General features: G+C 72.8%; 17 protein-coding genes. 7 read left to right on the top strand and 10 right to left on the bottom strand.

Features of this window, described 5'->3' with window-relative positions:
- On the bottom strand, positions 1-1144 hold a 1144-nt coding region (locus AB0O00_RS11880), incomplete at its 3' end, for a DUF2398 family protein (protein WP_363650697.1).
- A gap of 273 nt (positions 1145-1417) precedes the next feature.
- On the opposite strand from AB0O00_RS11880, the gene AB0O00_RS11875 reads away from it, so the two are divergent.
- The gene (locus AB0O00_RS11875; RefSeq protein ID WP_363650696.1) at positions 1418-2110 is read left to right on the top strand and encodes a lysoplasmalogenase; all 693 of its coding nucleotides are present in this window, start codon (positions 1418-1420) and stop codon (positions 2108-2110) included.
- Positions 2111-2260: 150 nt separating this feature from the next.
- Here the strand turns inward: AB0O00_RS11875 and AB0O00_RS11870 are convergent, their stop codons facing one another.
- The 8 genes from AB0O00_RS11870 to AB0O00_RS11835 all read right to left on the bottom strand — a co-directional run bounded on the left by AB0O00_RS11870 (position 2261) and on the right by AB0O00_RS11835 (position 11114).
- Positions 2261-2854, bottom strand: a complete 594-nt coding sequence (locus tag AB0O00_RS11870) for a hypothetical protein (protein ID WP_363650694.1) — start codon at positions 2852-2854, stop codon at positions 2261-2263.
- Positions 2855-3040: 186 nt separating this feature from the next.
- On the bottom strand, positions 3041-3844 hold the full coding sequence (locus AB0O00_RS11865; RefSeq protein WP_363650693.1) for an exodeoxyribonuclease III: 804 nt from the start codon (positions 3842-3844) through the stop codon (positions 3041-3043).
- Between the two features lie 116 nt (positions 3845-3960).
- Complete coding sequence (gene ggt / locus AB0O00_RS11860) at positions 3961-5757, bottom strand: gamma-glutamyltransferase (RefSeq protein WP_363650691.1); 1797 nt, start codon at positions 5755-5757, stop codon at positions 3961-3963.
- A gap of 145 nt (positions 5758-5902) precedes the next feature.
- Positions 5903-6871: a hypothetical protein gene (locus tag AB0O00_RS11855; RefSeq protein WP_363650690.1), complete on the bottom strand. Its 969-nt coding sequence runs from the start codon at positions 6869-6871 to the stop codon at positions 5903-5905.
- 175 nt (positions 6872-7046) lie between these two features.
- Positions 7047-8108 carry an ROK family glucokinase gene (locus AB0O00_RS11850; RefSeq protein ID WP_363650701.1) on the bottom strand — a complete coding sequence of 354 codons (1062 nt, stop codon included), beginning with the start codon at positions 8106-8108 and terminating at the stop codon, positions 7047-7049.
- Positions 8109-8149: 41 nt separating this feature from the next.
- Complete coding sequence (locus AB0O00_RS11845) at positions 8150-9046, bottom strand: ATP-binding cassette domain-containing protein (protein ID WP_363650688.1); 897 nt, start codon at positions 9044-9046, stop codon at positions 8150-8152.
- On the bottom strand, positions 9043-10089 hold the full coding sequence (locus AB0O00_RS11840) for an ABC transporter permease (RefSeq protein WP_363650686.1): 1047 nt from the start codon (positions 10087-10089) through the stop codon (positions 9043-9045). Before AB0O00_RS11840 ends, AB0O00_RS11845 begins: the two co-directional genes overlap by 4 nt.
- Positions 10086-11114 (bottom strand): substrate-binding domain-containing protein, encoded by a 1029-nt coding sequence (locus AB0O00_RS11835; protein WP_363650684.1) that lies wholly within the window; start codon positions 11112-11114, stop codon positions 10086-10088. Before AB0O00_RS11835 ends, AB0O00_RS11840 begins: the two co-directional genes overlap by 4 nt.
- A 310-nt stretch (positions 11115-11424) precedes the next feature.
- On the opposite strand from AB0O00_RS11835, the gene AB0O00_RS11830 reads away from it, so the two are divergent.
- Positions 11425-12561: an alpha/beta hydrolase-fold protein gene (locus AB0O00_RS11830; RefSeq protein WP_363650682.1), complete on the top strand. Its 1137-nt coding sequence runs from the start codon at positions 11425-11427 to the stop codon at positions 12559-12561.
- A 69-nt stretch (positions 12562-12630) separates the two neighbouring features.
- On the opposite strand, the gene AB0O00_RS11825 is transcribed toward AB0O00_RS11830, so the two are convergent.
- Positions 12631-14229 carry a PucR family transcriptional regulator gene (locus tag AB0O00_RS11825; RefSeq protein WP_363650680.1) on the bottom strand — a complete coding sequence of 533 codons (1599 nt, stop codon included), beginning with the start codon at positions 14227-14229 and terminating at the stop codon, positions 12631-12633.
- 424 nt (positions 14230-14653) lie between these two features.
- On the opposite strand from AB0O00_RS11825, the gene AB0O00_RS11820 reads away from it, so the two are divergent.
- The 5 genes from AB0O00_RS11820 to AB0O00_RS11800 form a co-directional block, all read left to right on the top strand.
- Positions 14654-15541 carry an FAD binding domain-containing protein gene (locus AB0O00_RS11820; protein ID WP_363650678.1) on the top strand — a complete coding sequence of 296 codons (888 nt, stop codon included), beginning with the start codon at positions 14654-14656 and terminating at the stop codon, positions 15539-15541.
- Positions 15538-16026 carry a (2Fe-2S)-binding protein gene (locus AB0O00_RS11815; RefSeq protein ID WP_363650677.1) on the top strand — a complete coding sequence of 163 codons (489 nt, stop codon included), beginning with the start codon at positions 15538-15540 and terminating at the stop codon, positions 16024-16026. Before AB0O00_RS11820 ends, AB0O00_RS11815 begins: the two co-directional genes overlap by 4 nt.
- Positions 16023-18389 (top strand): xanthine dehydrogenase subunit D, encoded by a 2367-nt coding sequence (pucD, locus tag AB0O00_RS11810; protein ID WP_363650675.1) that lies wholly within the window; start codon positions 16023-16025, stop codon positions 18387-18389. The genes AB0O00_RS11815 and pucD overlap by 4 nt, the downstream gene beginning before the upstream one ends.
- A 329-nt stretch (positions 18390-18718) precedes the next feature.
- A complete protein-coding gene (locus AB0O00_RS11805) occupies positions 18719-20200 on the top strand; it encodes an NCS2 family permease (RefSeq protein ID WP_363650673.1) in 1482 nt (493 codons plus the stop codon).
- A gap of 116 nt (positions 20201-20316) precedes the next feature.
- A partial coding sequence (locus AB0O00_RS11800) for an XdhC family protein (RefSeq protein ID WP_363650699.1) occupies positions 20317-20483 on the top strand: 167 nt, incomplete at its 3' end.

Here is a 20483-nt window from a genome sequence, read left to right as displayed (position 1 = left end):
GCAGGTCGGGCGCGGCGGCGCGCATGGCGTCGAGCAGCCGCCGGTACGGGAGTTGCTCGGGGGCGTCGACGAGCAGGGCGAGCGCGAGGGCGAGCTGGGCGTAGCCGGCGGGGGTGAACGGGGTGCCGGTGCCGGGGTGCTGGAGTCGGCGGGCGGCGCCGGGGCCGAGGCCGGCCTTGTAGAGGCGGGCGTGCCAGGGGCCGACGACGAGGCGGTAGCCGAGCAGGGTGTCGAAGCGCTCGGTGAGCCAGTCGCGGTGACGCCGGATCAGCGGGAAGCCGTCGGCGTGCGGGCCGGAGGCGGTGACGAGCGGGTGGGCGAGCAGCAGCCGGGCGGCGATGCGGCGTTCGGCGGCGTCGTCGGGGCACGGCCGGCCCTGGGCGTCGCGCACGCGGGCGTCAGGCACGTGGGTTTCGCACGGCTGGGTCTCGCACGGCTGGGCTTCGCCCAGTTGTGTGAGACGGTCCTGCGCGCCGCACTCCTGGACCTCGCGCTCTTGAAGCTCGCTCTCCTGGGCGGAACGATCCTGCACTCCGGGCAGCGGCCGGGTCCGCTCGGGCTTGCGGTGCCTGCCGGGCGTGCCGGGCTTGGCGCCTGAGCGCACGACGGGCAGCGCGGCGGGGTCCCGGCGGGCCCGGCGCAGGCCCCGCACCGGGCGGGCCTCGCGCACGCGCCGCCCGGCGGCGGCGTGCGCGGTGGGGCCGTGCCACCAGCTGATGTCGGCGTCGGCCGCCGCGTCGGCCGGGAGGCCGAAGTGGCGGGCGGGGTAGAGGCCGAAGGACGCGGTGCAGAGGTCGTCGGCGGTGCCGGGGTCGGCGGCGGCGAACCAGTGCGCGAGCCGCAGCAGCCCCGGATCCGGCGACAGCCCCAGTTCCGTCCAGACCCGCTCCGCCGAGACCTCCGCCACCGAAGCCTCCACCACCGTGGCCTCGGGCGCCGCGGCCTGGCCCTTCGGGCCGTCAGACCGGCTGCCGGGAGCGGGGACGGACGGCGTGACGGTCGCGCGGGAGGCGGCGGGCGCGGCAGCGGGGGCGGGTACGGCGAGGACGGCGTCGGTGGTCCCCCGCCCCGTTCCGCCCGTGCGTCCGTCCGGCCTGCCGTCCGCCACCCGGGTGGCGGAGGCCGCGTACTCCTGCTGCTCCATGTCGGGAACCAGACTAGACGGTGGCCGGGTCACCCGTCGGCAGCAACCGGACCCCGGGCGGACATCCCGGCCAAGTGGCCGCCCGCCCTCCGCTACACCGCCGGCGGCCCCGGGGCAGCCCCGCCGGGACGTCATCCGCCGCTCCCCGCCGGGGTTACGCACCGGTAACCCGGTCTACCGCCGTGCCGGGCCGTCGCCTAGGGTTCGAGCGCGAGGCCCGTTCCGCCGTCCCGCCTCACCCCTCATCCCTCATCCCCGGAGGTCAGCAGCCGTATGAGCATCAGTACGACCACCCGAGCCGTCCTCGGCGGGCGCCTACGCTCCACCACCGGCCTGCTGGGCGGCTTCGCGGCCACCTCGGCGGCGCACCTGGGCGCGATCCTCTCCGGCGCCTCGGTGCTCCGCAACGCCACCAAGCCCGCCCTGATGCCCCTGCTGGCCGCACACAGCGTCTCGGCGGCGACGGCCGCGGACCGCGAGGCGCCGAAGCTGCTGGCGCCGGCGCTGCTGCTGAGCGCGGGCGGGGACGTGCTGCTCCAGCTGAAGAACGACACGGCGTTCCTGGCCGGAATGGGCTCCTTCGCGGCGGCGCACGTCTGCTACGTCACGATGTTCGTACGCCAGGGGGCGCTCACCGACCGCAAGCGCGCCCTCCTGGTGGCGGCCGCCTACGCGGGGGCGTGGGCCGGCATGATCGGGCAGCTCTGGCCAGACCTCGGGGACCTCCAGGTGCCGGTGGCGGGCTACAGCCTGCTGCTGGCCTCGACCGCCGTCACCTCGGCGGGGCTGGGCTGGCGCACCGGACTCGGCGGAGCGCTGTTCCTGCTCTCGGACACGCTGATCGCCACCCAGCTGGCGAAGTGGCGGGAGCTGCCGGGGCATCAGTTCTGGATCATGGCGACGTACATCATCGCCCAGTACCTGCTGGCCAGCGGCACCCTGAAGGCCGACCAGCGCGAGGCCTGAGCCTCCGCCCCGAAGCCCGCGGCGCGTCCGAAGCCTCCGGTGCCTCGGCACACCACCGCGCCGCCGGTCCGAGGACGGTCCGGCGGCGCGGCGGATGCGAGCGGGAGGCACGCGGAGGGGGCAAAGGAGCCGAAGGGGCCAGAGGGGCCATCAGGCACCGCGCCTCCGCAGCAGCCAGAACCCGCCGACCCCGCCGGCGACGAGCATGAGACCGCCCGCCAGCTCCGCCGGACTGCCCGCGACCGAGCCGCCGAGGCCGGTGTGGACGGAGCCGTGCGGGGCGACCTGCTGGTTCCCGGCGCCGGACTGGCCGAGCGAGCCGGCCCACTCCCCGGCCGCCTTGCCCCAGTCGCCCAGGCCTTTGTCGGCGCCCTTGTCCGGCGCGGTGACGGTGGTGACCGTGACGGACGTCGAGAAGGCGCCGCCGTCGGGGCAGGTGCCGTCGACCTTGCTGTCCCCGCCGTGCTGGCCGGCCAGGCGCGCGGAGCCGCTGTGCTTGCCGTCCGGGCCCAGGGTGAGGGTGGCCGGGCCGCCCTCGAAGGCCGCCGAGTGGGCGGTGATGGTCTTGGCGTCGGGCTTGTCCGACTTCTCGCAGGAGACCGTGACCGTCACGGTCTGGCCCGGTGCGGCCTGGGACGGGCTGACCGAGGCCGCGCCGTCCCTGGCGATCGCGAGGGGGGCCGTCAGACCGGTCAGTACCGTCGCGCCGATCAGGGCGGCGGCGGCCGTACGCGTGGGGCGCATGCCGGAACCTCCGGGATTCTCGGGCGCGGCCGGGGACTCCCATGTCCACGTGGTCGAACAACCGCACCCGGTCACTCACCGACGGTAGGAAGACCCGGGACGCCCGGCCACCGCTCGCGTCCGATCGAGCGACGGCCCGTCACGCGGGGTGACCCGCCGAATGGCGTACCGAGGGCCTCCCGCGGATCAGAGGTCGAGGTCGACGACCACCGGGGCGTGGTCCGACGTGCCCTTGCCCTTGCGGGCCTCGCGGTCGACGTAGCTGTCGGTGACGGCGTCGGCGAAGGGCTTGTTGGCGTAGGTGAGGTCGATGCGCATGCCCCGGTTCTTCGGGAAGGCCAGCTGGCGGTAGTCCCAGTAGGTGTAGGGGCGGTCGTACTTGAGCGGGCGGGGCACGACGTCGTGCAGGCCGGCCTCGCCGAGGGCCTCCAGCGCGGCCCGCTCGGCCGGGGTGACGTGGGTGAGGCCCTCGAAGGCGGCGACGTCGAAGACGTCCTCGTCGGTGGGGGCGATGTTGAAGTCCCCGAGGACGGCGAAGGGGCGCGGCCCCGCGGCGTCGTCGGCGGAGGCCTTGCGCAGGGCCTCCAGCCACTCCAGCTTGTAGCGGTAGTGGGCGTGGTCGACCTCGCGGCCGTTGGGCACGTAGACGGACCAGACCCGGACGGGGCCGCAGGTGGCGGCGATGGCGCGGGGCTCGACGTCGGGCAGCAGGGCGTCGTCCGCGAGGTAGCCGGGCTGGCCGGGCAGGTCGCGCACGACGTCGTCGAGGCCGAGCCGGGAGATGATGGCGACGCCGTTCCACCGGCCGGTGCCGTGCGCGGCCGTCTCGTAGCCGAGCGCGCGGACGTCCTCGTAGGGGAAGGCGTCGGCCGCGCACTTGAGCTCCTGGAGGCAGAGCACGTCGGGCTTGGCGCTCTCCAGCCACTCCAGGAGCTTGGGCAGCCGCGCGGTGACGGAGTTGATGTTCCAGGTGGCGATGCGGACGGTCACGGCGGGCGGCCTTCCCGGGTCGTACGGACGGTCGGACGGGGTGGGCGCCCGCTGGGGGCACCCACCCCGAACATACCGCCCGCTACCGACAATCCCGGCAGGCGTCGACCGGCGTCTCAGCCCGCGGGCGTGACCACGGCGGCCGCGCCGCCGCCGCGCCGCACGGGCTCCGCGGCGGCCACCCAGCGGCCGTCCGGCAGCCGCTCGACGCCGGTGGCGGCGCCGATCTCGGCGACCGGGCTGAAGCCGTGCCCGAGCGCCTCCAGCGCGGACCGCTCGGGCAACGCGAGGAAGCCCGGCTCGGCTTGGGTGGCGGCGGCGTTGCGCTGGCTGGCGCGCGGCGCGGCGATGGCCTGCTCCAGGCTCAGGCCGCGATCGAGGCGGCCGAGGAGCACCTGGAGGGTGGTGGTGATGATCGTCGCGCCGCCGGGGCTGCCGGTGGCGAGCAGCGGCTCGCCGTCGCGCAGCACGATCGTGGGCGACATCGAGGAGCGCGGGCGCTTGCCGGGCCCGGGCAGGTTGGGGTCGGGCACGCCGGCCGCGAGCGGGGCGAAGTCGAAGTCGGTCAGCTCGTTGTTGAGCAGGAAGCCGCGCCCGGGCACGGTGATGCCGCTGCCGCCGGTCTGCTCGATGGACAGGGTGTACGCGACGACGTTGCCCCAGCGGTCGGCCACGGTGAGGTGCGTGGTGTTCTGGCCCTCGTACGGCTCCGGGACGGCCTGGCCGCCCTCGGCGCAGTCGGCCGGGTCGGCCGGGTCGTACGGGTCGCCGGGGGCGAGCGGGCTCGTCAGGGCCTTGTCGGGGCTGATCAGGCAGGCCCGGGAGGCGGCGTAGTCGGGCGCGAGCAGTTCCTTCGCCGGGACGTCCGAGAAGCGCGGGTCGCCGACCCAGCGGTTGCGGTCGGCGAAGGCGATCCGGGAGGCCTCCAGGAAGTGGTGGTAGTACTGCGTGCTGCTGTAGCCGGGGACGTCGCCGTTCTCGAGGATGCCGAGCGCCTCGCCGACGGTGGTGCCGCCGGAGCTGGACGGGGCGATCGAGTAGACGTCGTAGTCGCGGTAGGCGACGTGGGTAGGCGCCTGGCGGCGGACCTTGTAGGAGGCGAGGTCGGCGGCGTCGACCTTGCCCGGGCGGGCGTTGCGCCCGGAGGCGGGGTCGACCGGCGGGTGCTGGAGGGTGTCGACGACGTCCCGGGCGATGTCGCCCTGGTAGAACGCCTTGGTGCCGTCCTTGCCCAACTGCCGGTAGGTGGCGGCGAGATCGGGGTTGCGCAGGACGGAGCCGACCTCGGGGAGCCTGCCGCCGGGCAGGTAGAGCTTCGCGGTGGCCGGGAAGTCCTTGAAGCGTCCGAAGTTGTCCTCCGTCATGCCGCGGAAGGTGGCGTTGACGACGAAGCCGTCGTCGGCGATCCGCTCGGCGGGCTCCAGGTTCTCGGCGAGCGAGCGGGTGCCCCACTGCTTCAGCGCGTCGTCCCAGGTGGCCGCGGTGCCGGGGACGCCGACCGACAGGCCGCTGGTGACGGCGTCGGGGAAGGCGAGCGGCTTTCCGCCCTCCAGGAAGAGCCCGGCGTCGGCGGTGCGGCCGGCGATCTCGCGGCCGTCGATGGTGTGCACGCGGCCGGTGGCGTGGTCGTAGTAGACGAAGTACCCGCCGCCGCCGATCCCGGACGAGTAGGGCTCGGTGACGCCGAGGGCCGCGGCGGCGGCGACGGCCGCGTCCACCGCGTTCCCGCCCTTGCGCAGCACCTCGATCCCGGCGGCGGTGGCCTCCGCGGACACCGTGGACACGGCCCCGCCCCACCCGACCGCCTCCGGCACCTTGGCCGGCGGGGCCACCGCCCCGGCCGGCCCGGCGGCGGACCACACCAGAGCAGTCGCGAGCAACAACGGTGGCGCGAGACGGGTCAGACCCCTCATCCCATTCCTCCTGAGTCGACGTCAACTCCGTTGTTTCACAGGAGGCGTTATCCCGACAACCACACCGCGCAGGCGAACTGTGGCGCCCGACGCCGTGGGGCCACCCCCGGAACCCGGCGGCGGCCCCACGGCCCGACCCTGCCGGTCAGTGCAACTCGACCACCTTGTGCATCCCGAGGAAGGCGTGCGGAACGCCGGTCTTGTCGTCCGGGATGAAGCACAGCAGGACGTAGGTGCCGGGCTTGAGGTCCTCGGCCTCGAACACCGCGGTGTCGCCCGGGGAGATCGCGCTGAGGCCGGACGGCAGGCCGGCGAAGGGCGGAGTCGGCTTCTGGCCCTTGGCGGTGGCGTCGAAGAACGCCTGCACGTCCGCGTCGGTGGTGCCCGGCTTGACCGGCTGGAGCACCATCTCGTGCAGTTCCTCGGCCTCGTTGCGCACCACGATCGGGGCGTCCGCGTCGTCCAGGTCCTCGACGTCGAACCGGGGGCCGGCCGGCGTCTCCTCCTGGATCACGGTGGCGTGCTCCTCGGAGCCGTGGTGGTGCCGGTGGTGCCGGTGGCGCCCGTTGTGGCCCTCGAACTCGATCGTGGCGAAGAGCGGGTGCGCCGGGTCCTTGAGGAAGGCGCCGAAGTCCAGCACCAGCACCTCCCCTTCGTCGACCTCCTCGGTGAACCGCGTCGGGACGTCCGGCGTGACGAAGGTGCCGCCCAGCGCGTCGGATTCGGCCGCGACGGCCTTGATGCCCTGGGCCGCGGTCGCCGGGGTCTGGCTGACGGCCTTGGTCAGGTCGGCGAACAGGGTGGCCCGCGAAACCCCTTCGTGCGGACGGATCAGCTGGATCTGACGGCCCGCCGGGTCGTCGGTCTCAACCGCGAAGGTGACCAGACCGCCCTCGGCTTCGTCCTCGACGTTGATCTTGCCCTTCTCCAGGTCGATGTCGACGACGTTCCGGTGATGGTGCCCACGGTGATGTCCGTGTTCGTGTGCGTTCTCGTGGTCCGCGCGGTGGTGTCCGCGGGCGGTGGCCGCACCGGCGGTGGTCAGGGTGGTCGCGCAGGCGAGCGCGGCTATCGCCGCGATCCGAGCAGTGCGGCGGAGCGATGGGGCTGGCATGGATGTCCTCTCGTGAGTGTCCTGGCACCGAGAGTCACCAATCCGCTCCGCCCTCAAGCAGCCACGCCCGAACGCTGCCCGTTCGGCCCAAGGAATCCCGCCCGAACGGACCACGGCCCGGACCACGGCCCGTCGGATCCGGGCCGGGAGACGATCAGCCCCCGGCCCGGAGCCGCTACAGCGCGCTGCGCTCGACCCGGCGCCGCTTGATCGTGCGGAAGCGGCGGGCGACCTGACGGGCGAGGTCGGCGGCGCCGACCAGGCCGGCCTCGTTGCCGAGGGCCGCGTGGACGATGGCGGCCTCGGGGCGGAAGCCGCGGCCGGTGAGGGTACGGCGGAAGGTGTCACGGGCGGGGCCCAGCAGAAGGTCGCCGGCCTCCGAGACGCCGCCGCCGATGACGAAGCGGCCCGGGTCGAGGGCGGCGGCCAGGTTGGCGATGCCGACGCCCAGCCAGGTGCCGACCTCGTAGAGCAGCTCGGTCGCCGTCGGGTCGCCCGCCTGCGCGGCCTCGGTGACGAGCGGCCCGGTGATGCCCTCGACGGTGCCGCCGGCCAGGGCCAGCAGCGGCTGCACCACCGGCGACTCCTCCGCGACGAGCTCGCGCGCGTCGCGCACCAGCGCGTTGCCGGAGGAGTACTGCTCCCAGCAGCCGCGGTTGCCGCACGGGCAGCGGTGGCCGCCGGGCACCACCTGCATGTGCCCGAACTCGCCCGCGAGCCCGTACTTGCCGCGGTCGACGTAGCCGTCGCGCACGACGGCCCCGCCGATGCCGGTGCCGAGGGTGAGCATGACCATGTGGTCCTCGCCGCGCCCGGCGCCGAAGCGCCACTCGGCCCAGGCCGCCGCGTTGGCGTCGTTCTCGACGATGACCGGGAACCGCAGCCGCTCGCTGAGCGCCTGCTGGAGCGGCTCGTTGCGCCAGTTGAGGTGCGGCGCGAAGAGCACCTTGGAGCGGTCGGCGTCCACCCAGCCGGCCGCGCCGATGCCGACGGCGTGGACGTCGTGCCGGTCGGCGAGCTCCAGCACCAGCTCGACGATGACGTCCTCGACGACCCTGGGGCTCTTGCTCTTGTGCGGGGTGTCGGTGCGCAGCTTCTCCAGCACCTTGCCCTCGCCGTCCACGACGCCCGCGACGACCTTGGTGCCGCCGATGTCGACGCCGATGGTGGGCAGCCGCAGTATCCCGGCGGGCAGGGCGCGGCGGCGGCGTTCGGCGCGCGGGCCGAGGCCGAGCAGGGTGGGCAGGACGGCCGGCCGGGTGCTGCCTTGGGGGCTGTTCACGGCTGCGGACGCTCCTCACGGGTCTCGGAACGGGAATCGGAACGGGAATCGGAACCGGGATCGGAACGGGATTCGGAGACGGACGGCCGGGCCAGCTCGTGGGAGAGCTCGGCGAGGTCGGAGCCGCCGGCCATCTCGGTGGTGAGCTGTTCGAGCCCGATCTCGGCGCGCGGGTGGCTGCCCGCCATCCGGCCGCGCTTGAGCAGGGTGAAGTGGTCGCCGACCAGGTACGCGTGGTGCGGGTTGTGGGTGATCAGGACGACCCCGAGCCCGGCGTCGCGCGCCGCGGTGACGTACTTGAGCACGACGCCCGACTGCTTGACGCCGAGGGCGGCGGTCGGCTCGTCCAGGATGAGGACCTTGGCGCCGAAGTGCACCGCGCGCGCGATGGCCACGCACTGGCGCTGGCCGCCGGACAGGGTGCCGATCGGCCGGTCGACGTCGTGCAGGTCGATGCCCATCCGGGCGAGCGCCTCGCGGGTGGTGGCGCGCATGCCGTCGGCGTCCAGGCGCAGTCCGCCCCAGCGGCGCAGGCCGCGCTCGGAACCGAGGAAGAAGTTGCGCCACACCGGCATGAGCGGGACGACGGCGAGGTCCTGGTAGACGGTGGCGATGCCGCGGTCGAGGGCCTGGCGCGGGGAGTCGAACCGGACCTCCTCGCCGCCGACGGTGTAGACGCCCTCGTCGTGCCGGTGCAGCCCCGCGATGATCTTGATCAGGGTGGACTTGCCGGCGCCGTTGTCGCCGAGCACGCAGCTGATCTCGCCGGCCCGCAGGGTCAGCGAGACGTCCTGCAGCGCCCGGACGGTGCCGTAGCTCTTGCCCACGCCCTCAAGGGAGAGCAGTTCGCCCTCGAAAGGAATCTCGCCCTCGAAAGGAACCTTGGGAGTCATCGCGGCCCCCGCTCGGCCCGGCGCTTGACGAAGGCGTTCAGCAGGGCGGCGAGCAGCAGCATCGCGCCCAGGAAGAACTTGAACCAGTCGGGGTTCCACTGCGCGTACACGATGCCCTTGCTGGCCATCCCGAAGATCAGCGCGCCGAGCGCGGAGCCGGCCACCGAGCCGTAGCCGCCGGTGATCAGGCAGCCGCCGATGACGGCCGCGACGATGTAGATCAGCTCGTTGCCGACGCCCTCGCCGGACTGGACGGTGTCGAAGGAGAACAGCAGGTGCTGGCCGAGCACCCAGGCGCCGAAGCCGACGCCGAGGTAGAGCACGGTCTTCGTCCGGGCGACGGGCACGCCGACCGCGCGGGCCGCGGCCGCGTCGCCGCCGACGGCGAAGATCCAGTTGCCGAAGCGGGTGCGCAGCAGCACCCAGGTGCCGACGGCGAGCATGCCGAGCCACCACCACACGGTGGCCTTGACGGTGAGTCCGCCGACGGTGACCTCGGAGGCGAACAGCCAGCGGCAGGAGGCGAAGCCCTGCATGTCCGAGATCGGCTTGGTCGACACGGTGCCGGAGACGAGCTTGGTGACGCCGAGGTTGGCGCCGGTCAGCATCAGGAAGGTGCCGAGCGTGACGATGAAGCTCGGCAGCCTGGTGCGTCCGAGCATCCAGCCGTTGAACCAGCCGACCGCGAGCGCGACGGCGAGCGAGACGACGACGCCGACCCAGGTGACGGCGGTGAACTGGTAGGAGACCATCGACGAGGTCAGCGCGGCGGTGGTGACCAGCACGCCGGCCGACAGGTCGAACTCGCCGCCGATCATCAGCAGCGAGACCGGCACCGCCATGATCCCGATGGTGGACGCGGCGTAGAGCACGGTGCCCAGCGAGGAGACCCGCAGGAAGGGTTCGGCGGCGGCCGCGAACACCAGGAAGACGGCGGCGGCGGCGATCAGCGCGCCGAGCTCGGGGCGCGCGAGCAGGCGCCGCAGGGCCGCCGGGCGGTCCTGGGCGAGGGCGTCCTGGACGAAAAGGTCGGGGCTGCTCAACGCGTCCCCCTCGCGACGTACTCGGCGAGGGCGTCCGCATTGTCCTTGGTGAGGATCTGCGGGCCGGTCGCGACCGGCTTGCCGCCGCCGAGCATGTCCAGGTTGGACTTGTACAGCCACAGCAGGTCGACGCCCTCGTAGCCCTGGAGGTAGGGCTGCTGGTCGACGGCGAAGCCGACGCTGCCGGACTTCAGCCCGGCGACGACCTGCGTGCCCAGGTCGAAGGTGTCGAGCTCGACCGGGCGGCGGGCGTCCTGAATGGCCTGCAGGCCGGTGGCGGCCATCGGTCCGGAGAGAGTGAGCACGGTGTCGATGGCCGGGTCGGCCTGGAGCTTGGCCGAGATCGCGGCCCGGGCGTCGGGCATGTTGACGCCGTCGACGTAGAGCACCTGGAAGGAGCCGCCGGGCAGCGCGGAGCCGGACTGGGCGCCGGAACAGCGCTGTTCCTGGCCGACGTTGCCCTGCTCGTGGATGACGCACAGGACGGATCTGCGGCCGCGGGAGGCCAGTTCGGCGCCGGCGGCCTGGCCGGCGGTGCTCTCGTCCTGGCCGACGTGGGTGAGCGCGCCGAACTTGGCGGAGTACTCCTGGCCGGAGTTGACCGTGATCACGGGGATGCCGGCGGCCTTGGCCTTGGCGAGGACGCCCGCCATGGCGTCGCCCTTGGCGAGGGTGACGAGCAGGCCGTCGACCTTCTGGTCGATGGCTGCCTGGACGAGCTGGACCTGGTTCTGGGTCTGCGCGTCGTTGGAGTACAGGAAGGTGATGTTGTCCTTGGCGGCGGCCTGCTCGGCGCCCTTGCGCACGCCGTCCCAGAAGGCGTCGCCGGCTCCGGCGTGGGTCACCATGGCGACCTTCCAGCGCGGGGTCGTGACGGCGCTGCCGCCGGAGGCCGCGGCCTTGGCGCGGGCCTCCTCGGCGCGTCTGCCTCCGGTACTGCTGCAGCCGGCCACGGCGACCGCGACCGCGAGGGCGGCGAGGGCGGGCCGGAACCGGCGGGACGGGCGAAAGCGGGTTGTGCTCATCCCACGATTCTCTCCGTTGCCGTCACGCGGGCTCGCACCGCCTCGCCCGGCGGCGGGGGCGGCGCGGACGGTAAGGTGCCCCGGGGGACCTTCCTGAGCGTTGGCTGGACACCTCGTCCGGTGGACGGCCGTCCGGGTGGCAGACTAGGTGTCGACCCGAAAGAGGAACATCACGGAAACGTGATGTTCCTCTCAGGTTCCGCACAGATTAGGACGGCAACCGGTCTCCGGTTCAATGCCGTCCCTTGTCATTGGAGTGCGTTCGGGCGAGTGGGGCCCGGGCGGCTTGCGATCCGGATAACGAGAACTGATGCAACTGACTGGTACGCCCTTCTTCATCCTCACGGTCATCCTCGTGCCGGTGTCGATCGCGGTCGCCCTGTTCTTCTGGGGCAAGGTGCGCGGGCCCGAACCGGTCAAGGTGCTCTCGCGGCTGGTCATGATCGTGTTCTGCCAGATCACGGCCGTGCTGATGGTCTTCGTGATGGTGAACAACGCGAACCTGATCTACGGCAGCTGGGACGACCTGCTCGGCACCGGTGACCACGTCCGCGCGGTGCCCGTCGTGCCCAAGGACGACCCGGCCGCCCCCGCCGGCGCGGCCAAGCCGGGCGGGGACGCCAAGGCCCCGGCGAAGGCGCTCCAGCAGTTCGGCGGCGTGAACGACCCGGCGGTGCCCGGCGACGTCAAGAAGACCGAGCTCAAGGGCCAGGTGTCCGGCGTCGACGGCGAGGTGCTGGTCTGGACCCCGCCGCAGTACGACGACCCGGCCTACAAGGACAAGAAGTTCCCGGTCATCGAGCTGATCCCGGGCTACCCCGGCTCGTCCTCCACCTGGTACGGCACCCTCAAGGTGTCCGAGCAGCTCAAGCCGCTCATGCAGCAGGGCAAGGTCGCCCCGTTCATCCTGGTCTCGCCACGCACCCTGCTCCTCGGCAACCACCAGGACGCCGGCTGCACGGACATCCCCGGCAAGGTCAACGCCGACGCGTGGGTCACCCGGGACGTGCCGCAGATGATCATGGACAACTTCCGCGCCGACCCCTCCCCCGACCGCTGGGCGATCGCCGGCTACTCGGCCGGCGCCCACTGCGCCGCCAAGCTGTCGCTGGCCCACCCGAACCGCTACCGCGCCGGCATCAGCCTCTCCGGCTACAACGACCCGGGCCAGGAGTCGGACTCCCTCGTCGGCAAGGACCCGAAGCTGCGCGAGGCCAACAACCCGGTCAACATCCTGAAGACCGCCCAGACCCCGCCGAAGGTCTCGCTGTTCATCAGCGGCGCCAAGGGCGACGGCTTCGAGGACGCCCAGGCGCTGGCCGCCGCCGCCAAGGCCCCGACCACCATCCAGGTGCAGGAGACCACCGGACCGCACACCACCGACCTGTGGAAGCGCATGGTGCCGAACGTCTTCGAGTGGCTGACCGGGATCATCCCGGCGCCGTAGGCACACACGCACGAGGGGCTCGCCGCGGACGTCCGCGGCGGGCCCCTCGTGCGTCACCAGGCTGAAGCGTCAGGCCAGTTCGAGGGCCAGGTAGAAGTCCACCCGGTCCTCCAGGCGCGAGAGGTCCCGGCCCGTCAGTTCCTCGATGCGGCCGATCCGGTAGCGCAGCGTGTTGACGTGGACGTGGAGCTGCCCGGCGCAGCGCGTCCACGAGCCGTCCGAGCGCAGGAACGCCTCCAGGGTGCGGACGAGGTCCGCCTGGTGCTCGATGTCGTAGCCGATCACCTTGTCGAGCAGGCGGCTGCGGAAGGCGCGGCGCACCTCGTCCGGGACGGCGGCCAGCAGGAGCACGTGCGAGGCGAGCTCCTCGGGGCCGGCCACGCACACCCGCCCGACCCGGGCGGCGGCGATCCGGCGGGCGTGCCGGGCCTCCTCCAGGGCGCCGCGCAGGCCGCCGGCCTCGGAGGCGGGGGCGGAGACGCCGAGGGTGATGCGGCCCTCGGAGCCGAGGCCGGCCTCCAGCGGGGCGAGGAGGTCGCGCAGCGTGTCGGCGGGCACGGCGGCCTCCAGCACGGGCATCACGACGACGGCGCCGGTGCCGGCCCCGGCGACCAGCGCGCGGTCGGTGGTGCCGCCGAGCGCCTCCTCCAGGACGGCCCGCACCATGCCCTCGGGCAGGCCGGTGCCGTCGGCGCTGAGCACCAGCCAGGAGCCCTCCTGGGCCTGCGGCTTGGGCTCGGCGCTCTCGTAGCGGGCGGCCATCGCCGAGGAGGCGTACAGGGTGCGGCTGATCTCGGCCGGGTCGGCGTCGCGGCGCAGCCGGTCGAGCAGTTCGTCGGCCAGGCGCCGGCGCAGCCGGCGGCCCTCGTCGCGGCGCTGGCGTTCGGCGGCGACGAGGCGGGCGAGGTTCTCGGCGAGCTGCTGGCGCTTGGTGGTCCATTCGGTGACGTCGCCGGCGACGGCGAGCACCCAGTCGGCGAGCGGCGCCTCGTGTTCGGCGTCGGCGGTGGCCGGGGCCGGCAGCAGCGAGTACGAGCCGGTGGCGAGGCGGGCGCGGTGCGGGGGGCGGCGGCGCTGGCGCTGGGCGGCGAGGTGGGCGCGCACCAACTGGTCGCGGTCCTCGGCGGACAGGCGGTCGGCGGGCCCGGCGATCACGGCGCCGGTCGGGGTGAGCACCCAGCAGTCGAGGTCGAGGTCGCCGCCGAGCAGGTCCAGGACGGCGTCCAGGCCGCCGCCGCCGGCCGCCGAGACGAGCAGGCGGTGGCGGTCGACAAGGGCGGCGAGGTCGGCGGCGCGGTCGGCGGAGACCTGCCGGCCGACGAACTCGGTGACCGTCCCGAAGGCGATGTCGTCGGGTACGGCCAGCAGGGGCATCCGGTGGCGGCGACAGGCCTCGACGAGGTCCTCGGGCACCGGGCCGACCTCGGCCTCGCCGGCCGCGAGGGCGACGGCGCCGCCGGCCGCGATGGTGCGCACGAAGCGCTCCGAGTCGGCCGGGCCGGTGCGCCAGAGCATGCCGGTGAGCACCAGCTCGCCGCCGTGCAGGTAGCGCCCGGGGTCGTGCAGGTCCGTGGTCATGACGCCGCTGACCTGCCGGTCCAGCTCGTCCTCGGCCGCGAGCAGGCGCAGTCGCGGGGCGCCGGGGGCGAGTAGGTCACGGACACGCATCCGCGGACTCCTAACGGGCTGGATCGGTGGGGGGAGAGGGCCCGGGCGCGCTGCCGGGGGTGACAGTGTGCCCGAACATCAGTGCTTGGCGTTACGTCCGTCCGGGGGGCGGGTCACGGGCCCGTAGCTCCCGAATCACGGCCGGATTACGGTCGTAGGTAGCGCCTGGTGAATAGCTGGACTGCGACGTTGTCCTCCTTAGAGGAACGTACAGGATGCCGGGCGGGACCACAGCCGGGGCTTCATGCCATCGGTGACTGCCAGTGGGCCCCGTCACAGCGGTTCACTGGCCACACGCCGCCGGACACAACCCGGTGACCGGGATCCGACGCCGAGGCGACGACACGGTGGGCAGGTCCCGAACACCGGGTTCCGGGCACCCAGCCCACCCGTCCGGCCGGCGACGACTTGAGGAGACACCCGCATGGAGTTCCTTCGGCCCGCTACCTGGGACGAGGCACTCGCGGCGAAGGCTGAGTACCCGACCGCGCTGCCCATCTCGGGCGGTACGGACGTCATGGTCGAGATGAACTTCGACGTGCACCGGCCATCCGCGATTCTCGACCTGAACCGCATCACCGAGCTCACCGAATGGTCCAACGACGGCAGCGTCGTGCGGCTCGGCGCCTCGGTCCCCTACTCCCGGATCATCGACGAGCTGTCCGGGCCGCTGCCCGGCCTCGCGCTGGCGTCCCACACCGTCGGCTCCCCGCAGATCCGCAACCGGGGCGGCGTCGGAGGCAACCTCGGCGGCGCCTCCCCGGCCGGTGACGCGCACCCCGCGCTGCTGGCGGCCGGGCGGGACGTCTTCGTCGAAGCGGCCTCCGTACGCGGCACCCGGATGATCCCGATCGACGAGTTCTACGTCGGCGTGAAGCGCAACAGCCTGGCGGCCGACGAGCTGATCCGGGCCGTGCACATCCCGGTCGCCGACGGCCCCCAGCAGTTCTCGAAGATCGGCACCCGCAACGCGATGGTCATCGCGGTGTGCGCCTTCGGCTTCGCCCTGCACCCCAAGAACGGCACCGTCGGCACCGGCATCGGCTCGGCCGCCCCCACTCCGCGCCGCGCCGTCGAGGCCGAGGAGTACCTGCAGGGCGTGCTGGCCGAGCGCGGGCTCTGGGAGTCCGGGGGGCTGCTGGGCACCGAGGTGATCCAGCGCTTCGGCGAGCTGGTGAAGGCCGCGGCCTCCCCCATCGACGACGTCCGGGGCACCGCCGAGTACCGGCGCCACTCCCTGGCCGTGATGGCCCGCCGCACCCTCACCTGGTGTTGGAACGACTACAGCAAGCAGATCAGGAGCGCGGCATGAGGGTCACTTTCACCGCCAACGGCAAGCCGGTCGAGGCCGACGACGTGTGGGAGGGCGAGAGCCTCCTGTACGTGCTGCGCGAGCGGGTCGGCCTGCCCGGCTCCAAGAACGCCTGCGAGCAGGGCGAGTGCGGTTCCTGCACCGTCTACCTCGACGGCGTGCCGGTCTGCTCCTGCCTGGTCGCGGCCGGCCAGGTGCAGGACCGCGAGGTCCGCACGGTCGAGGGCCTGACCGACGAGGCCGGCGAGCTCGGCCTCGTCCAGCAGGCGTTCATCGACGCCGGCGCCGTCCAGTGCGGCTTCTGCACCCCCGGCCTGCTGGTGCAGACCGACGCCCTGCTGGAGCGCGACGCCCAGCCCAGCGACAACGACATCCGCGAGGCGCTGTCGGGCAACCTGTGCCGGTGCACCGGCTACGAGAAGATCATGGACGCGGTGCGGCTCGCCTCCGCCCGCAAGTGCGCCGGGAAGGCGGAGTCCGAATGAGCACGCGCACGATCCAGGGGCAGAAGAACCTCCAGAACATCGACCAGGCGTCCAAGGACGGCATCGGCGGCTCGCCGCTGCGCCCGGACGGCAACCTGAAGGTCAAGGGCGAGTTCGCGTACTCGTCCGACATGTGGCACGAGGACATGCTCTGGGGTATGGCGCTGCGCTCGCCGCACCCCCGGGCCAACATCCTCAGCGTCGACATCTCCGAGGCGCTCAAGGTGCCCGGCGTGTACGCCGTGCTCACCCACCAGGACATCCCGGGCTCGAAGTTCTACGGCCTGGAGATCCAGGACCAGCCGGCCCTCGCGATCGACAAGGTCCGCTACCACGGCGAGGCGATCGCGCTGGTCGCGGCCGACCACCCGGAGACGGCCCGCCGCGCGGTGAAGAAGATCAAGGTCGAGTACGAGGTGCTCACCCCGATCGTCACCGAGGAGCAGTGCCTCGACCCCGAGACCCACGGCTACGTGCACGAGCCGCACGAGTTCAAGTCGCACGGGTACGGCAACATCTGCCACGAGCAGAAGCTGGTCTCCGGCCTCGGCGTCACCGACGAGGTCCGGGCGCTCGCCGACGTCATCGTCAGCGGCGACTACGAGGTCGGCATGCAGGACCAGGCCTTCCTCGGCCCCGAGTCCGGCCTCGCCGTGCCCGCCGAGGACGGCGGCATCGACCTGTACATCGCCACCCAGTGGCTGCACGTCGACCGCGAGCAGATGGCCCCGGTGCTGGACCTGCCCGAGGAGAAGGTCCGGCTCACGCTGGCCGGCGTCGGCGGCGCCTTCGGCGGCCGCGAGGACATCTCGATGCAGATCCACGCGTGCCTGCTGGCCCAGCACACCGGCAAGCCCGTCAAGATCGTCTACTCGCGCGACGAGTCCTTCTACGGCCACGTGCACCGCCACCCGGCGAAGATGCACTACGAGCACGGCGTCACCCGCGACGGCAAGCTCGTCTTCGCCGACTGCCGGATCGTGCTGGACGGCGGCGCCTACGCCTCCGCCTCCCCGGCCGTCGTCGGCAACGCGGCCTCGCTCGGCCACGGCCCGTACGTGATCCCGAACGTCAAGATGCACGCCATCGCGCTCTACAGCAACAACCCGTCCTGCGGGGCGATGCGCGGCTTCGGCGCGGTGCAGGCCGCGTTCGGCTACGAGACGCAGATGGACCGCCTCGCCGCCGAACTGGGCATGGACCCGGTCGAGTTCCGCCAGCTCAACGCCATGGCCGAGGGCGACGTCATGCCCACCGGCCAGCAGATCGACTCGCCGGCCCCGGTCGCCGACCTGCTCCAGCGCGTCAAGGACATGCCGCTGCCCCCGCCGCTGGACACCGCCCACCTGGACGTGCGCCAGCTGCCCGGCGCGCTGTCCAACACCTCGCACGGCGAGGGCATCGTGCGCGGCGTCGGCTACTCGGTCGGCATCAAGAACGTCGGCTTCTCCGAGGGCTTCGACGACTACTCCACCGCCCGGGTGCGCCTGGAGGTGATCGGCGGCGAGCCGGTCGCCATGGTGCACACCGCGATGGCGGAGGTCGGCCAGGGCGGCGTCACCGTGCACGCCCAGATCGCCCGCACCGAGCTCGGCGTCGAGCTCGTCACCATTCACCCGGCCAACACCGAGGTGGGGTCGGCCGGTTCGACCTCCGCGTCGCGCCAGACCTACATGACCGGCGGCGCCGTCAAGCTCGCCGCCGAGGCCGTCAAGCGCGCGCTGATCGACAAGGGCCGGCGCCGCTACGGCTGGCTGCACGACGACATCACCCTCGTCGGCGGCAAGGTCGTCTCCGAGAGCGCCGGCCCGCTGGTCTCCATGGTCGACCTGCTCGGCGACGAGGCCATCGACCTCACCCGCGAGCACCACCACCGCCCGACCCAGGCGTTCGACAAGGAGACCGGGCAGGGCTTCGGCCACGTCCAGTACACCTTCTGCGCCAACCGCGCGGTCGTCGACGTCGACGTCGAGCTCGGCCTGGTCAAGGTGGTCGAACTGACCGCCGTCCAGGACGTCGGCAAGGCGCTCAACCCGCTGTCGGTCGTCGGCCAGATCCAGGGCGGCTGCACCCAGGCGCTCGGCCTCGCCGTCATGGAGGAGATCATCGTCCGGGACGGGAAGGTGCGCAACGCCTCCTTCACGGACTACCTGATCCCCACCATCCTCGACACCCCGCCGATCCCGGTCGAGATCCTCGAACTGCCCGACCCCAACGCCCCTTACGGGCTGCGCGGCGTCGGCGAGGCCCCGACCGTCTCGGCCACTCCGTCGATCGTGGCCGCCATCCGCAACGCCACCGGTCTCGCGCTCAAGCGGATCCCCGTCCGCCCCGAGCACCTGACCACCGAACAGCCCGGCTGACCCCGGCAGTTCACCGGACGTCCCCGGGGCGGCGACCGTCTTCCCCGTCGCCCCGGGGCAGCACCACCCAGCACCACCCCCAGCACCGCCCAGCACCACCCTCCACTCGCAGTTGAGGCACCTCCCATGCACCACACGCCGATACGCGACCGCACCATCCCGCTGCCTCTCCCACGCCGGGGTCCTGCAGCGGTGCGCACCACCTACGCACCGCAGGCACAGCCACAGAGTGCGCCCAGTGAGTCGATTAGTCCCCCTGCGCCGGATTCGTTGCCTGGCAGTCAGGTCGGCTCGCCCACCCCAACCCCCTTTGAACCTTGGGAGTGGACATGACCCGGATCCCCACGGAGCCCGGCACCACCGAAGACAGACCCGCCGAGGACGACACCCCCACGTCGGTCCCGGCAGCACGGCCGAGCAGCGCGCTCGACGCGTACTTCAAGATCTCGGCCCGGGGATCGACGCTCGCCAACGAACTACGGGGTGGTCTGACCACCTTCATGGCGATGGCGTACATCATCCTGCTCAACCCGCTCATCCTGAGCGGCGCGGACGTCACCGGCGTCAAGCTCGACCACGCCGCGCTGACCACCGCCACGGCCCTCGCGGCCGCCGTCACCACGATCCTCATGGGCGTGGTCGGCAACGTGCCACTGGCCCTCGCCGCCGGGCTCTCCGTCTCCGGCGCGGTCTCGGCGCTGGTCGTCCCGCACACCACCTGGCCGCAGGCCATGGGCCTGTGCGTGATCTACGGCCTGCTGATCGTCCTGCTGGTCGTCTCCGGCCTGCGCGAGAAGATCATGAACGGCATACCCCTGCCGCTCAAGCACGCGATCACCATCGGCATCGGCCTGTTCGTCACCATCATCGGCCTGTACAAGGCCGGCTTCGTGCACACCGGCGGCCCCACCCCGCTGTCGCTGGGCCCCTTCGGCGAGCTCTCCGGCTGGCCCGTCCTGATCTTCTGCCTCACCCTGCTGACGATCTTCGTGCTGATGGCGCGCAACGTGCGCGGCGCGATCCTGATCGGCATCGCCGGCGGCACCGTCGTCGCGATCGTCGTCAACAAGCTGGCCCACGTGCCCGCCAAGGCCTGGGCGAACTCCGTCCCGGTGTGGCCCGGCAGCCCGGTCGCGGCACCCGACTTCAGCCTCTTCGGGCACGTCGACCTGTTCGGCGCCTTCGGCGGCAAGGGCATGGGCGCGATCAGCGCCTCGGTCGCCGTCTTCACCCTCGTCCTCGCCGGCTTCTTCGACGCGATGGCCACCATCATCGGCGTCGGCACCGAGGCGGGCCTGGCCGACAAGCAGGGCCGCATGCCGGGCCTGTCCAAGGCGCTGTTCATCGACGGCGCCGGCGGCGCGGTCGGCGGCCTGGCCGGCGCCTCCGGCCAGACGGTCTTCGTCGAGTCCGCGACCGGCGTCGGGGACGGCGCCCGCACCGGCCTCGCCTCCACCGTCACCGGCGGCCTGTTCGCCCTGATGCTGTTCTTCTCCCCGCTCGCCGGCATCGTGCCGGTCGAGGTCGCCTCCGCCGCCCTCGTCGTCATCGGCTCGATGATGCTGAGCCAGGCCCGGCACATCGACTGGTCCGACCGCGAGGTCGCCATCCCGGCCTTCCTCACCTGCGTCCTGATGCCGTTCACCTACAGCATCACCGCGGGCGTCGCCGCCGGCGTCATCTCGTACACGGTCATCAAGGCCGGCCAGGGCAAGTGGCGCGAGCCCGGCGTCCTGATGTGGATCCTCACTGGTGTGTTCGTCGTGTACTTCGCGCTCTCGCCGATCAAGTCCTGGCTGGGCGTGCACTAGCCGCGGCGGTGCCCGGGGCGCCCGGGCACACGCTTCTCGGCAACGCCGCCGTACGGGATCGTTTCCCGTACGGCGGCGCCCCCGCTACTGTCGAAACGTGTAAGGAGCCCTCCGACATGCAGGACATCGCCGAGCAGCTGCAGGCCTGGCACGCGTCCGGGCGCTCCTTCGCCGTGGCCACCGTCGTCGGCGTCTCCGGCAGCGCGCCCCGCGACCCCGGCGCGGCCCTCGCCGTCGACGCGGACGGCGAGGCGAGCGGCAGCGTCTCCGGCGGCTGCGGCGA

It is taken from the genome of Kitasatospora sp. NPDC093558 (assembly GCF_040683475.1).
Taxonomy (GTDB): Bacteria; Actinomycetota; Actinomycetes; order Streptomycetales; family Streptomycetaceae; genus Kitasatospora.
The sequence above is the reverse complement of the archived record's forward strand: the minus strand, read 5'-3'. Positions and strand labels throughout refer to the sequence as shown.

Coding starts and splice junctions, on each gene's coding strand:
- AB0O00_RS11875 (WP_363650696.1), top strand. CDS start 1,418: ATGAGCATCAGTACGACCACCCGAGCCGTCCTCGGCGGGCGCCTACGC.
- AB0O00_RS11870 (WP_363650694.1), bottom strand. CDS start 2,854: ATGCGCCCCACGCGTACGGCCGCCGCCGCCCTGATCGGCGCGACGGTA.
- ggt (WP_363650691.1), bottom strand. CDS start 5,757: ATGAGGGGTCTGACCCGTCTCGCGCCACCGTTGTTGCTCGCGACTGCT.
- AB0O00_RS11855 (WP_363650690.1), bottom strand. CDS start 6,871: ATGCCAGCCCCATCGCTCCGCCGCACTGCTCGGATCGCGGCGATAGCC.
- AB0O00_RS11845 (WP_363650688.1), bottom strand. CDS start 9,046: ATGACTCCCAAGGTTCCTTTCGAGGGCGAGATTCCTTTCGAGGGCGAA.
- AB0O00_RS11835 (WP_363650684.1), bottom strand. CDS start 11,114: ATGAGCACAACCCGCTTTCGCCCGTCCCGCCGGTTCCGGCCCGCCCTC.
- AB0O00_RS11830 (WP_363650682.1), top strand. CDS start 11,425: ATGCAACTGACTGGTACGCCCTTCTTCATCCTCACGGTCATCCTCGTG.
- AB0O00_RS11825 (WP_363650680.1), bottom strand. CDS start 14,229: ATGCGTGTCCGTGACCTACTCGCCCCCGGCGCCCCGCGACTGCGCCTG.
- AB0O00_RS11820 (WP_363650678.1), top strand. CDS start 14,654: ATGGAGTTCCTTCGGCCCGCTACCTGGGACGAGGCACTCGCGGCGAAG.
- AB0O00_RS11815 (WP_363650677.1), top strand. CDS start 15,538: ATGAGGGTCACTTTCACCGCCAACGGCAAGCCGGTCGAGGCCGACGAC.
- pucD (WP_363650675.1), top strand. CDS start 16,023: ATGAGCACGCGCACGATCCAGGGGCAGAAGAACCTCCAGAACATCGAC.
- AB0O00_RS11805 (WP_363650673.1), top strand. CDS start 18,719: ATGACCCGGATCCCCACGGAGCCCGGCACCACCGAAGACAGACCCGCC.